This is a genomic window from Streptomyces sp. A0592, assembly GCF_004795115.1.
In the GTDB taxonomy this organism is placed as follows: Bacteria; Actinomycetota; Actinomycetes; order Streptomycetales; family Streptomycetaceae; genus Streptomyces; species Streptomyces erythrochromogenes.
The window spans coordinates 340,164-353,688 of record NZ_SSBM01000006.1 but is presented as its reverse complement, the minus strand read 5'-3'; the positions used below and the strand labels follow the sequence as shown (position 1 = coordinate 353,688).

General features: G+C 72.5%; 10 protein-coding genes. 5 read left to right on the top strand and 5 right to left on the bottom strand.

Annotated features, from left to right (window positions below; genetic code table 11):
* Together E6U81_RS12590 and E6U81_RS12585 are read right to left on the bottom strand one after the other, a co-directional pair.
* Positions 1–2,284 (bottom strand): Tex family protein (locus E6U81_RS12590; protein ID WP_136230160.1); only part of this gene is annotated, 2,284 nt, incomplete at its 3' end.
* A gap of 84 nt (positions 2,285–2,368) precedes the next feature.
* Complete coding sequence (locus E6U81_RS12585) at positions 2,369–3,232, bottom strand: hypothetical protein (RefSeq protein WP_136230159.1); 864 nt, start codon at positions 3,230–3,232, stop codon at positions 2,369–2,371.
* Positions 3,233–3,579: 347 nt separating this feature from the next.
* Here E6U81_RS12585 and E6U81_RS12580 point away from each other — a divergent pair, with 347 nt between their 5' ends.
* A complete protein-coding gene (locus E6U81_RS12580) occupies positions 3,580–5,127 on the top strand; it encodes a M1 family metallopeptidase (protein WP_136230158.1) in 1,548 nt (515 codons plus the stop codon).
* Positions 5,128–5,189: 62 nt separating this feature from the next.
* On the opposite strand, the gene E6U81_RS12575 is transcribed toward E6U81_RS12580, so the two are convergent.
* Complete coding sequence (locus E6U81_RS12575; RefSeq protein ID WP_136230157.1) at positions 5,190–6,086, bottom strand: oxygenase MpaB family protein; 897 nt, start codon at positions 6,084–6,086, stop codon at positions 5,190–5,192.
* Positions 6,087–6,216: 130 nt separating this feature from the next.
* On the opposite strand from E6U81_RS12575, the gene sph reads away from it, so the two are divergent.
* Complete coding sequence (gene sph / locus E6U81_RS12570) at positions 6,217–7,206, top strand: sphingomyelin phosphodiesterase (RefSeq protein WP_136230156.1); 990 nt, start codon at positions 6,217–6,219, stop codon at positions 7,204–7,206.
* Between the two features lie 63 nt (positions 7,207–7,269).
* On the opposite strand, the gene E6U81_RS12565 is transcribed toward sph, so the two are convergent.
* The gene (locus tag E6U81_RS12565; protein ID WP_136230155.1) at positions 7,270–9,111 is read right to left on the bottom strand and encodes an AMP-dependent synthetase/ligase; all 1,842 of its coding nucleotides are present in this window, start codon (positions 9,109–9,111) and stop codon (positions 7,270–7,272) included.
* An 85-nt stretch (positions 9,112–9,196) separates the two neighbouring features.
* Between E6U81_RS12565 and E6U81_RS12560 the strand changes: the two genes are divergently transcribed.
* The 3 genes from E6U81_RS12560 (at position 9,197) to E6U81_RS12550 (ending at position 11,302) form a co-directional block, all read left to right on the top strand.
* Positions 9,197–9,925, top strand: a complete 729-nt coding sequence (locus tag E6U81_RS12560; RefSeq protein ID WP_136230154.1) for a MerR family transcriptional regulator — start codon at positions 9,197–9,199, stop codon at positions 9,923–9,925.
* Between the two features lie 201 nt (positions 9,926–10,126).
* Positions 10,127–10,579, top strand: coding sequence for an SRPBCC family protein (locus E6U81_RS12555; protein WP_136230153.1), 453 nt, complete (start codon positions 10,127–10,129; stop codon positions 10,577–10,579).
* A gap of 51 nt (positions 10,580–10,630) precedes the next feature.
* The gene (locus E6U81_RS12550) at positions 10,631–11,302 is read left to right on the top strand and encodes a 1,4-alpha-glucan branching protein (RefSeq protein WP_136230152.1); all 672 of its coding nucleotides are present in this window, start codon (positions 10,631–10,633) and stop codon (positions 11,300–11,302) included.
* 51 nt (positions 11,303–11,353) lie between these two features.
* Here E6U81_RS12550 and E6U81_RS12545 read toward each other — a convergent pair whose 3' ends face one another.
* A complete protein-coding gene (locus E6U81_RS12545) occupies positions 11,354–13,525 on the bottom strand; it encodes a 3-hydroxyacyl-CoA dehydrogenase NAD-binding domain-containing protein (RefSeq protein WP_136230151.1) in 2,172 nt (723 codons plus the stop codon).

Sequence of the window (13,525 nt, the reverse complement as noted above, 5' to 3'; positions counted from 1 at the left end):
GGCCGCCGCCCTGACCGCCCGCTCCGCCGCGCTGCTGCGGGGGACGCCCGCCGCCGCGCCGCTCCTCGCGCTGGCGCGGGGCGCCGGCGCCCCGCTCGGCCCCGGCCTCGTCCTCCAGGCGCAGGGTCAGCGAGATCCGCTTGCGCGGGATGTCCACGTCCATGACCTTGACGCGGACGATGTCGCCCGGCTTGACCACGTCCCGGGGGTCCTTGACGAAGTTCTTCGACAGTGCCGAGACGTGCGCGAGGCCGTCCTGGTGGACGCCGATGTCGATGAAGGCGCCGAAGGCGGCCACGTTGGTGACCACGCCCTCCAGGATCATCCCGGGAGCCAGGTCGCCGATCTTCTCGACGCCCTCCTTGAAGGTCGCCGTCTTGAAGGCCGGACGCGGGTCGCGGCCCGGCTTCTCCAGCTCGCGCAGGATGTCGGTGACCGTGGGCAGGCCGAAGGCCTCGGTGACGAACTGCTCCGGCCGCAGGGAGCGCAGGACCGAGGTGTTGCCGATCAGCGCGGCCACCTCGCCGCCCGCCGTCTTGCCCATCGCCCGGACCACCGGGTAGGACTCGGGGTGCACGGACGAGGCGTCGAGCGGGTCGTCCCCGCCGCGGATCCGCAGGAAGCCCGCGCACTGCTCGTACGCCTTGGGGCCGAGGCGGGCCACGTCCTTGAGGCCCTTGCGGTTGCGGAAGGGGCCGTTGGCGTCGCGGTGGGCGACGATGTTCTCGGCGAGGGTCCCGCTGATGCCGGAGACCCGCGACAGCAGCGGTGCGGAGGCGGTGTTGACGTCCACGCCGACACCGTTCACACAGTCCTCGACCACCGCGTCGAGGGAGCGCGACAGCTTCACCTCGGACAGGTCGTGCTGGTACTGGCCGACGCCGATCGACTTCGGGTCGATCTTGACCAGCTCGGCGAGCGGGTCCTGGAGGCGGCGGGCGATGGAGACCGCGCCGCGCAGCGACACGTCCATGCCGGGCAGTTCCTGCGAGGCGAAGGCGGAGGCCGAGTACACGGAGGCGCCCGCCTCCGAGACCATCACCTTGGTGAGCCCGAGGTCGGGGTGGCGGGAGATCAGGTCCCCGGCCAGCTTGTCGGTCTCCCGGGAGGCGGTGCCGTTGCCGATGGCGACCAGCTCGACCGCGTGCTCCTTCGCGAGGCGGGCCAGCTTGGCGAGGGACTCGTCCCACTTGTTGGCGGGCACGTGCGGGTAGATCACGTCGGTGGCGACGACCTTGCCGGTGGCGTCCACGACGGCGACCTTCACGCCGGTGCGGAAGCCCGGGTCGAGGCCGAGGGTGGCCCGGGTGCCGGCGGGCGCCGCGAGCAGCAGGTCGCGCAGGTTCGACGCGAAGACGCGCACGGCCTCGTCCTCGGCGGCCTGGCGCAGCCGCATCCGCAGGTCGATGCCGAGGTGCACCTGGACCTTGGTGCGCCAGCACCAGCGGACCGTGTCGGCGAGCCACTTGTCGCCGGGCCGGCCGCGGTCGCCCACACCGAAGCGGCGCGCGATCATGCCCTCGTACGTGGAGGGGCCGGGGCTGTCGGCGTCCTCGGCGGTCTCGGGCTCCAGGTTGAGGTCGAGGACGTCCTCCTTCTCGCCGCGCAGCATGGCGAGGACGCGATGGGAGGGCAGCGCGGTGAACGGCTCCGCGAAGTCGAAGTAGTCGGCGAACTTGGCACCGGCCTCCTCCTTGCCCTCGCGGACCTTCGCGGCGAGCCGGCCGCGGCCCCACATGCGCTCGCGGAGCTCGCCGATCAGGTCGGCGTCCTCGGCGAACCGCTCGGTGAGGATGGCGCGGGCGCCCTCCAGGGCGGCCGCCGGGTCGGCGACGCCCTTGTCCGCGTCGACGAACGCGGCCGCCGCGGCGGCCGGGTCCACCGACGGATCGGCCAGCAGGCCGTCCGCGAGCGGTTCCAGGCCGGCCTCGCGGGCGATCTGAGCCTTGGTGCGGCGCTTGGGCTTGAAGGGGAGGTAGATGTCCTCCAGGCGCGCCTTGGTGTCGGCCGCGTTGATCCGGGCCTCCAGCTCGGCGTCGAGCTTGCCCTGCTCCCGTACGGAGTCCAGGATCGCCGCGCGCCGGTCCTCCAGCTCGCGCAGATACCTCAGCCGCTCCTCGAGGGTGCGCAGCTGGGCGTCGTCGAGCATCTCGGTCGCTTCCTTGCGGTAGCGCGCGATGAACGGCACGGTGGAGCCGCCGTCGAGCAGCTCGACGGCGGCCTTGACCTGCCGCTCCCGTACGCCGAGCTCCTCGGCGATCCTGCCTTCGATGGACATCGTCACGATCGGGTCCCGCCTGCCTTCGTTTGCACTGGAAGGCTGCCAATTGTGGCAGGTGGCCGTGACGGACCGCGGGAGCCCTGCCCGTCAGGCCCTGCCCATGAGGTCGCTCGGGAAGGCCCCGGCGGTCACGGCCTTGACGACGAGGGCGCCGCCGAGCTCGGTGAGGCGGGCCAGGCCGTCCGCGCCGAGGCGCTCGTAGGGGGCGGCGTCGAGGCGGTCGGTGTCGCTCTCCAGCCGCTCGCGCAGGGCCGTGCCCTCCTCGGTCAGTGCGCCGTCGGCGTCGAGGACGCCGCGCTCGCGCAGCCGGCCGGTCGCGGCGTCGAGGTCGTCCTGCGTCCAGCCGCGCATGCCCTTGAGCCACTTCGGGGCCATGCCCTTGCCGGTGGCGGTGTGGCTGACCAGTGCCTCGACCGGGTCCAGGCCCGCGAGGAGCAGGGCGGCGAGGTGGCCGTCGCCGCGGTGCTCGCGCAGCAGGGTGGTGGCGTGCCACAGCCGCAGGTGCGCCTCCTCGGGGACGGGCAGGTCGGCGTGGGCCGCGTACAGGGTGCGGGCGTGCCGGGTGCAGCCCTCGGTGGCGCGCATCGCCAGGTCGGCGGCCTCGGCCACCTCGGGGGACTTCACGGTGTCGGCGCCGAGGAGCCGGGTCAGGGCGGCGTCGGCGGCGCGCAGCCGGGCGGCGAGGGCCTGCTCGGGGGTGACGGTGTCCCAGACGGCGGGCAGGTGCCGGGCGACGAGGTCGTGCCGGTAGTTGTAGAAGGCGGCGGTGACCGCACCGGCCCCGACGGCGCCCATCGCGGCGGAGCGGTGCGCCAGGTTGACGGAGACGGGGTCGGCTATCCCGAGGGCGGCGAACTCCTCGGCGATCTCCGGCGAGAAGTAGACGGTGGAGTGCAGCGGGTTGACGGCGGTGTGCCAACAGCGTCGCGCGGCGCGCGGGTGAAGGGTCATGCGCGGCACGGTACCGACTGTTCGGTACGCCGGGTAGGCGCGAGGAACCGGCCGGCGCGGTCCGCGGGGCAGGTGCCGATCCGGACGATCCGCCGGGCGGGGCCGTGGCCGTCGGCGGTGGCGGCCGGTTCGGGGCGCCGGGGAGCGGATTGCAGGCCGGGGCGGGTGCGGCGGGCGGGAGGGGCCCGCTCGGCCGGTGTCAGGAGCGTCGGCGCGGCGGACGCGTGACGGCCGAATGGCGATCGTGTGACAGCGGGGGCCATGGACATGACCTGAGCGGCCAGGGGTGAATACGGTCGAGCGACGACCTTGAACCGAGCTGTCTCCCCTACCACTTGGAGCTATTCGTGCACCGCAAAATCATCGTCCCGAGCGTGCTCGCCGCTTCCCTCCTGCTGGTGATCCCGGCGTCGGCGGCGAGCTCCGGTCCGGGCGCCCCGGGTATCGGCGATCCCTACTACCCGGCCAGCGGCAACGGCGGATACGACGTGTCGCACTACGACCTGCGCCTGAAGTACCAGCCGACGACGGACCTGCTGGAGGGCACGGCGACGCTGATCGCCACCGCCAAGCAGGACCTGTCGCGCTTCAACCTCGACTTCGGCCTGAAGGTCAGCGAGATCCGGGTCAACGGCGCAAAGGCGAAGTTCGCCACCTCCGGCGCCCACGAGGTGGAGGTGACCCCGGCGAAGCCGCTGGCGCGCAACACCCCGCTGACCGTCGTCGTCACGTACGCCGGCAAGCCGTCGGAGCTGAAGGTCGACGGCTGGACGGCCTGGCACCGCACCCCGGACGGCGGTGTGGCGGCGCAGGAGCCCGACTCGGCGGTCTGGTGGTTCCCCAGCAACGACCACCCGCTGGACAAGGCCACCTTCGACGTCTCCGTCAACGTTCCCGACGGTACCCAGGCCATCAGCAACGGCGTGCTCCAGTCGCAGAGCTCGCGGCTCGGCTGGACCCGGTACAACTGGCGCTCCAACAAGCCGCAGGCCACCTACCTGGCCACCCTCGCCGTCGGCAAGTTCGACATCACCACCGGCACGACGGCGAGCGGGCTGCCGATCGTCAACGCGTACAGCAAGGACCTCGGCGACAACGCGGGGGCGGCGCGCGCGAGTGTGGAGCGCACCGGCGAGGTGACCGAGTGGCTGGAGGGGGTCTTCGGGCCGTACCCCTTCAACGCGCTGGGCGGCTACGTGCCGAACGTCAATGCCGGCTTCGCCCTGGAGACCCAGACGCGGCCGTTCTACGGCCCGCGCCAGTTCCAGAACGGCGCGAACGTCTCGGTGGTCGTCCACGAGCTGGCCCACCAGTGGTACGGCGACAGCGTGTCCGTGGAGGGCTGGAAGGACATCTGGATCAACGAGGGCTTCGCCCGCTACAGCCAGTGGCTGTGGTCGGAGAAGGAGGGCGAGGGCACGGCTCGGGAGCTCGCCGACTGGGCTTACTCCCTGCGCCCGGCCGAGGACGCCTTCTGGCAGGTCAAGCCGGGCGACCCCGGGCCGGAGAACCAGTTCCACGGTGCCGTCTACGACCGCGGCGCGATCGCCCTGCAGGCGCTGCGCAACGAGATCGGCGACGAGAAGTTCTTCGAGATCCTCAAGGGCTGGCCGACCGAGCGGGCCTACGGCAACGCCAGGGTCGGGGACTTCGTCCGCTACGCGGAGAAGGTCTCCCGCAAGCCGCTGGCCCAGCTGTTCGAGACCTGGCTCTACACCCCGGGCAAGCCCGATGCCTCGGCGCTGAACCCGGCGGCGGCCCGGCCCCAGGCCCGCTCGGCACAGCAGTCCGCACCGGCGAAGCCCACCGCCGAGCCGAAGTCCTGGAAGAAGATCGCGGAGACCAACACCATCCACGACACCGAGCACGGCTCCGGGCCCGGCCACCGGCACTGAGTCCGGGCCGGCCGGCGCCCCGTACGCGGCTCCCCGCTCCCGCGGGAGCCGCGTGCGCTGCGTCAGCGGCGGCCCGCGTGCCAGGCGGCGCGCGCCCGGTAGGCGATCGGCAGGTAGCGCAGCCGCTCGGGCAGCAGCGGCACGAGGAGCCGTACGGCGGTGCTGAACCGGCGGAGCCTGCGCTCCTGGGCCCGGCTCCACTCCAGCCCGATCGCGGCGCGCGCCTCGGGCGGCATGTACCCGGCCGTGACGAAGGCCCGCAGGCGCAGGAAGGCCGCCCGCAGCACGGGCCAGGTCAGCCGGAGCAGCAGCCGTACGGGGAGCGGGCCGGCCTCGGGCCGGGGCAGCGGCACGTCGGTGGCGACCAGCTCGCGGGCGACCGCGGTCGGCCCGATCTCCTCGGCCAGCATCCGGGCCCAGTACGTCCAGTACTCCTCGATGGTCTGCGGCATGTCCCGGTCGTGCAGCCCGAGGATCCTTCCCACCTGGAGCCACTCGCGGTAGAGCTGCTGCTCCTGGGCGGGGGTGAAGCGGCGCAGCAGGTAGCGCCCGGCGTAGAGGTAGACCGGGAAGCCGGTGGCATGGACCCAGGCGTAGCAGGCGGGGTCGAGCGAGTGGTATCGGCGGCCGCGGGTGTCGGTGCCCTGGATGTCCTTGTGCAGGCGGCGGACCCGGCGGCCCTCCTCGGCGGCGTCCTCGCCGCCGTACACCCACAGCTGGACCGAGCGCAGGGAGCGCTCGCCGCGGCCCCAGGGGTCGGTGCGGAAGACGGAGTACTCGTCGACGCCGGCCGCGATGGCCGGGTGCGCGACCTGCATGGTGAAGGCGGCGGGCAGCATCAGCAGCGCGCGGACGTCGCCCGCGATGGTCCACAGCACCCCGCCCGGCGGGGGCGGCTCGGGGTCGGTGCGGCGCGTGGCCGCAGGTCCGGTCGGGTGTGCCGAGTCCGTCTTCGTCATATGACAAGTATGCGAGCACCGGACAGCCGTCTCACGGACAGAAAGTCTCTGCACGGGTGTTACCCAGAGGTAACTGCTGCTGCTTGTATGACGGCGTCGATCTTCCCCCGCAGGAATGACGGAGACCTTCATGCTGCTTTCCACGACCCGCTCGCGCCGCGCCGCCGCCACGGCCGTCGCCGCGGTCGCCGCGGGCGCGCTGGCCGCCACCACCGCGCCCGCCGCCACGGCCGCGGAGAACGCCGCCGCCCCCCGGCTCAGCGTCCTGTCGTACAACGTGTTCCTGATGAGCAAGAACCTCTACCCGAACTGGGGCCAGGACCACCGGGCCGCAGAGATCCCCAAGACCTCCTTCTACAAGGGCCACGACGTGGTCGTGCTCCAGGAGGCCTTCGACAACAGCTCCTCGGACGCGCTGAAGGCGAACTCCGCCGCGCAGTACCCGTACCAGACCCCGGTCGTCGGCCGCAGCAAGAGCGGCTGGGACGCCACGGGCGGCGCCTACTCCTCCACCACCCCGGAGGACGGCGGTGTCACGGTCCTCAGCAAGTGGCCGATCGTCCGCAAGGAGCAGTACGTCTACAAGGACGCCTGCGGCGCGGACTGGTGGTCCAACAAGGGCTTCGCCTACGTCGTGCTGAACGTGAACGGCACGAAGGTGCACGTGGTCGGCACGCACGCGCAGTCCACCGACCCGGGCTGCGGCGCGGGCGAGGCGGCGCAGATGCGCGCCCGCCAGTTCCGTGCCGTCGACGCCTTCCTGGACGGCAAGAACATCCCGGCGAACGAGCAGGTCATCCTGGCCGGCGACCTCAACGTCGACTCGCGCACCCCCGAGTACGCGAGCATGCTCGCCAACGCCGACCTGGCGGACTCCGACACGCGCACGGGCCACACGTACTCCTTCGACACCGCGCTGAACTCGATAGCGAAGTACCGCTACCCGACGGACCCGCGCGAGGACCTGGACTACGTCCTCTACCGCAAGGGCAACGCCCGCCCGGCGGGCTGGGAGAACAACGTGGTCAAGGAGGAGTCGGCACCCTGGACGGTCTCCAGCTGGGGCACCTCCTACACCTACACCAACCTCAGCGACCACTACCCGCTGATCGGCCGCTGACCCGCTGACTCCCCCGTCCCCCGCCGGTGGGCGGAACACCGCCCACCGGCAGGGGCCCTCGGGTCACACCGCGTCGTACGACTCCTCGTACAGGCCGTCGATCAGTGCGCCGTACTTGTCGCGGACGATGCGGCGGCGGAGCTTGAGGGAGGGCGTGAGCTCGCCCGTCTCGGGGCCCCACTCCTGCGCCAGCAGCCGGTAGCGCTTGATCTGCTCGGTCCGGTTGAGCCGTGCGTTGGCCGCCTCGACCGCGCGGGCGACCTCCTCCCGGACCACGGGGTGTTCGGCGAGCGCGCTCGCCGACTCGGCCTCGATGCCCCGGGCGGCCGCCCACACCGGGGCCAGCTCGGCGTCCAGGACGAGCAGGGCGACGAGGTAGGAGCGGCCGTCGCCGTGCACCAGCGCCTGGCCGATCAGGGGGTGCTCCTTGACCGTGTTCTCCACCAGCGCCGGCGAGACGTTCTTGCCCGTGGACGTGATGATCAGTTCCTTCTTGCGGTCGGTGATCCAGAGGAAGCCGTCCTCGTCGATCCGGCCGACGTCCCCCGTGGGGAACCAGCCCTCCGCGTCGGATGCGCTCTCCACCGAGCCGTCCGGCCGCAGGTAGCCGCCGAAGACGGTCGCACCGCGGGTGAGGACCTCCCCGTCCTCGGCGATCCTCAGCTCCAGCCCCTCGATCGGGCGGCCCACCGAGCCCAGCCGGAAGCCCTCGGCGCTGTTGAGCGTGCACACGCCCGACGTCTCGGTGAGCCCCCAGGCGTCCATGATCGTGATGCCCCAGCCGGCCCAGAAGCGGACGACGTCGATGGGCATCGGCGCGGTGGCACTGGCCGTCCAGGCCAGCCGGTCCATGCCCGCCAGGCGCAGCAGCGGGTCCAGCGTCCGTTCCTTGGCCGAGGCGTACGAGGCTTCGAGCTCGGCCGGCACCTCCTCGCCCCGCTCGTGGTGGCCGGCCCGGGCGCGGGCGAGGTCGTTGGCGGCCTCTATGGCGTTCCTCTGGTCCTCGGGGAGCTGCGCGAGGACCGCGCGGACGGAAGCGGCGAGCTTCTCCCACACCCGGGGCACCCCGAAGAACTGCACCGGGCGCAGTTCGCGGACGGCCGCCGAGACGGCGGTGGGGTCGGCGCACAGCATGACGTGCGAGGCCCGCAGCAGGGGCAGGTAGATACCGAGGACCCGTTCGGCGATGTGCGCGAAGGGCAGGTAGCAGATGTGCTCGGCGTGCTCGGGCAGGTCCACGCCCCGGTCGAGGCGGACCGCCTGGAGGATCAGGTTCCGGTGGGTCAGGCGCACGCCCTTGGGGTCGCCGGTGGTGCCCGAGGTGTAGACGACGGTGAGCGGGTCCTCGGGGCGGTTCTCCTGCCAGGCCTTCTCGAAGGCGTCGGCGCGGTGGATGCGGGCACCGCTCGCGTACAGGGAGGCGTACGTGCCGTGCCGGCCGGCTTCGGCGGCCTCGGCGACGACGAGGCGCTCCAGGGGGACGTCCTCGGCGGCCAGCAGCGGCTCCCACCGGGCGAGTTCGCGGGCGCCCTCGACGACGGCGACCCGGGCCCGGCTGTGGCGGGCGATGTGCGCGATCTGCTCGGGCGCGGACGTCCCGTAGACGGTGACGGGCACGGCGCCGAGGTGGAAGAGGGCGAGGTCGCTGAGCCAGTGCTCGGGGCGGTTGCCCATCATCAGCAGGACGTGCTCGCCGCGCCCGACGCCGAGGGCGGTGTAGCCGGCGGCGAGGACGGCGACCTTGTGGCGGACCTCGCTCCAGGTGAGCGTCGTCCATCCGGGCGCGTCGGGGCCGGTCCGCCAGGAGAGGGCGGGGAGGTCCCCGTGCTCGGCGGCGTTGCGGGCCAGCAGGGTGGAGAAGGTGATCTCTTCGGGTCGTCCGGGCAGTCGCAGGTTCGTGGTCATGGGCAGCTCCTGGCCGTTTCACATCGTTGGTGCGACAGCAATACTGTTGAACCCAAGCTGTGGAGCAGAGAGCGAGGCGCAGACGATGGCCGACCAGGCACCCGAGCCGATGCTCACCGTCGACGAGCTGGCGGCCCGGGCGGGCGTCACCGTGCGCACGGTACGGTTCTACAGCACCCGCGGGCTTTTGCCCCCTCCCGTGATCGGTCCTCGTCGGGTGGGGCACTACGGGCCGGAGCACCTGTCGCGGCTGGCCCTGATCGAGGAACTCCAGCACCAGGGCATGACCCTGTCCGCCATCGAGCGCTACCTGGACGCGCTGCCCGACGACCTGAGCGCGCACGATCTCGCGATCCACCGTGCGATGGTGGCCAGTTGGGCCCCGGACGCGGCCCGGGAGGTGTCGCGGGAGGAACTGGAGAAGCGGGCGGGGCGGAGCCTGTCGGACACCGACGTGCGGCGGCTGACGGCGATGAACGTGCTCGCCGCATCGGGCGACGGGTTCCGGGTGGACGTGGGGCTGCTGCGGCTGGGGGTCGCGCTGCTCGACGTGCCGATCGCGCACGAGACGATCCTGGCGGCGCGCAGGGTGCTGGTGGAGCACACCCGGTCGGCGGCGCACGAGCTGACGGCGCTGTTCCGGGACGAGGTGTGGGGGCCGTTCACGGAGGGCGAGAGCGATCCGGAGCGGGTGGAGGCGATGAAGGCCCTGTCGGCGCACATGCAGCCGATGGTGGTGCAGGCGCTGGTGACGGCCTTCCAGCGGTCGCTGCGGGAGGAGCTGCGGGCGGCCTTCGTCTCGGAGCCCGGGTGAGTGACGGGGTCCGGGGCCGCCGCCGGACCTGTGGCGGGCCGGAGCCGGACCGGTGGCGGACCGGTGGCGGACCGGCCGGGCGGCGTCCGTGACAGCCGTTCGGGTCTGCCGGACTGCGGGAGCCGGCGTACGGCGTGAGGGTGGGGGGGTGGGCAGGGCGGCGCGACGGCCCGGCCACCGTCCGGAAGGAGCGTGACCGCCGTGGCGCGCAACCGCCGTCTGATCCTGTGCCCGCCCGCCGAGGTCTGGCGCCTCCTGGCCGACGGGCACCGCTACGGCGAGTGGGTGACGGGAACCCGGCAGGTCCTCGCCGCGGACCCGCACTGGCCCGACGTGGGCGCCCGGCTGCAGGTCCGCGTCGGCGTCGGCCCGCTGACCCTCGACGACACGTGCGTCGTCCGCGTCTGCGAACCGCAGCGGCGCCTGGAGCTGGAGGCGCGGGCCGAACCCTTCGGCGCGGCCCGTATCGCCATGAACCTGGCCCCCTGGGGCGGGAACACGCTCTTCACCCTCGACTGGCATCCGCTGCGGGGTCCCGGCACCCGCATGCACGGGCTGCCGGTGGACTACCTCGTCGCCGTGCGCAACGGCATGATGCTGACGAAACTGGCCAGGATCGCCGTCCGAGAACACCCCGTGACCGCGCCCGCGTGACCGGGCCGGGTCGCCGGTCAACACCCGGGTCGCCCGGGTAGGTTGTCGATCATGGCAGTCATTCACCGCACCACCATGTCACCCGGCAAGCTCGAACTCCTCGCCGCCTGGATGCCGTCGAAGCCCTGGTACCGGGGCGGGGAGGTACCACTGCTCGCCAAGGCCGGCGGTTTCCGGCTCGACGACCCGGCGGGCGAGGTGGGCATCGAGTTCATGGTGGTCACCGACACCTCGGGGGACTCCCCCGTCACCTACCAGGTTCCGATGACGTACCGCGGGGCGCCGCTGGCGTCCGCCGCGGACGGCCTGATCGGCACCTCCGAGCACGGGGTGCTGGGCCGTCGCTGGATCTACGACGGGACCCACGACGTGGTCCTGGTCGAGCAGTTGCTCGCCCTGCTGGCGGGCGGTACGACCGCCCAGGACCAGAACGCGAGCGACGCCCCCGACCCGACCGTCGAAGTCCGTACCGAGGGGGCCGGGGTGCCGCAGGGCCTGACCGGCCCCGGGACCGTGACGGAAACCGCCGACGCGACCCTCCTCACGGTGGGCCCGCCGGCGCAGGAGGGCCCGGTCTCGACGCTGACCCTGTGCCGGGTGCTCCGTCCCGGCCCCGCCCCCGCGGGTGACGGCGCGGCGGGACGGGTGCTGGCCGGCTGGTCCGCCCCGGACGGTGCCCGGCAGCACGGGCCGTTCGCCCGGCTGGCCGCCTTCGAGCGCTGACGCGAAGACGCCCCCGGCCCGCTCGCGCGGGCCCGGGGCGTCCGTTCGGGATCAGTCGGCGTACGTCTCGCCCCGCTCGGCCTTCTCCACGAGGGAGGCGGGCGGGGTGAACCGCTCGCCGTACTTCCCGGCGAGCTCACGGGCGCGGTCCACGAAGCCGGCGAGGCCGCCCGCGTAGCCGTTGATGTACTGGATCACGCCTCCGGTCCAGGCCGGGAAGCCGATGCCCATGATGGAACCGATGTTGGCGTCGGCGACCGAGGTCAGGACGCCCTCGTCGAGGCAGCGGACGGTGTCCAGGGCCTCGGAGAAGAGCATCCGCTCCTTCATGTCCTCGAAGGGGACCTCGTGGCCCGGCTTGGCGAAGTGCTCGCGCAGGCCCGGCCAGATGCCGGCGCGCTTGCCGGACTCGTCGTACTCGTAGAAGCCGGCGCCACCGCTGCGGCCGGGGCGGCCGAACTCGTCGACCATCCTGTCGATGACGGTGTCGGCGGGGTGCTCGGTCCACGTCCGGCCCTCCGCCTCGAAGGCCTTGCGGCTCTCGTTGCGGATCTTGCGCGGCAGCGTCAGGGTGAGCTCGTCCATCAGGGAGAGGACCTTGGCCGGGTAGCCGGCCTGGGCGGCGGCCTGCTCGATCGAGGCGGGCTCGACGCCCTCGCCGACCATCGCCACGCCCTCGTTGATGAACTGGCCGATGACGCGCGAGGTGAAGAAGCCGCGCGAGTCGTTGACCACGATCGGGGTCTTGTTGATCTGGCGGACCAGGTCGAAGGCGCGGGCGATGGCCTCGTCGCCGGTCTGCGCCCCCTTGATGATCTCGACGAGCGGCATCTTGTCGACGGGCGAGAAGAAGTGCAGTCCGATGAAGTCGGCGGGCCGCTTCACGCCCTCGGCCAGCCCGGTGATGGGCAGGGTCGAGGTGTTGGAGCACAGGAGCGCGTCGGGCGCGATGACGTCCTGGATCTCCTGGAACACCTTGTGCTTGAGGGCCGTGTCCTCGAAGACGGCCTCGATGACGGCGTCGCAGCCCGCGAGGTCGGCCGCGTCGGCGGTCGGGGTGATCCGGGCGAGCAGCTCCGCGCGCCCCGCCTCGGTGGTCCGGCCGCGGGACAGTGCCTTGTCGAGGAGCTTCTCGGAGTACGCCTTGCCCTTGGCGGCGGCCTCGGCGGTGACGTCCTTGAGGACCACCTCGATGCCGGCGCGGGCGCAGGAGTAGGCGATGCCGGCGCCCATCATGCCGGCGCCGAGGACGGCGACCTTGCGGACCTTGCGCGGCTCGACGCCCTGCGGGCGGCTGCGGCCGGCGTTGACGGCCTGGAGGTCGAAGAAGAACGCCTGGATCATGTTCTTGGCGGTCTGTCCGGTGACCAGCTCGGTGAAGTAGCGGGCCTCGATGGTCAGCGCGGTCTCGAAGTCCACCTGGGAGCCCTCGACGGCGCAGGCCAGGATGTTGCGCGGCGCCGGGTACGGGGCCCCGTTCAGCTGCTTCTTCAGGTTGGCCGGGAAGGCCGGGAGGTTGGCGGCGAAGCGCGGGTTGGACGGGGTGCCGCCGGGGATCCTGTAGCCAGGTACGTCCCAGGGCTGCTGCGACTGGGGGTTGGCGTCGATGAACGCGCGGGCCTTGGCCAGCATGTCCTCGGGCGTGGCCGCCAGTTCGTGCACGAGGCCGTTGTCCAGGGCACGCTGGGGGGTGTACTGGGTGCCCTGGAGCAGCACCTTGAGCAGCGCGTCGGCGATGCCCATGAGGCGAACGGTGCGGGTGACGCCGCCGCCCGCCGGGAGCAGACCGAGGGTGACCTCGGGCAGGCCGATCTTCGAGCCGGGCGCGTCGAGGGCGACGCGGTGGTGCGAGGCGAGGGCGATCTCGTAACCGCCGCCCAGGGCGGCGCCGTTGATGGCGGCGACGACGGGCTTGCCGAGGGTCTCGATGCGGCGCAGGGACCGCTTGATCTCGGTGCCGGTGTCGAAGGCCAGATGCGCGTGCTCGGGGCGCAGCCGGATCATGTCCTTGAGGTCGCCGCCGGCGAAGAAGGTCTTCTTGGCGGAGGTGTAGATGATGCCGCGGATGGAGTCCTTCTCGGCCTCGGCGCGGTCGGCTACGGCCGCGATGGAGTCCTTGAAGGCCTGGTTCATCGTGTTGGCGGACTGGCCCGGGTCGTCGAGGATCAGGGTGACGACGCCGGTCTCGTCCTGTTCCCAGCGGATCGTGGTGGACTCGCTCAT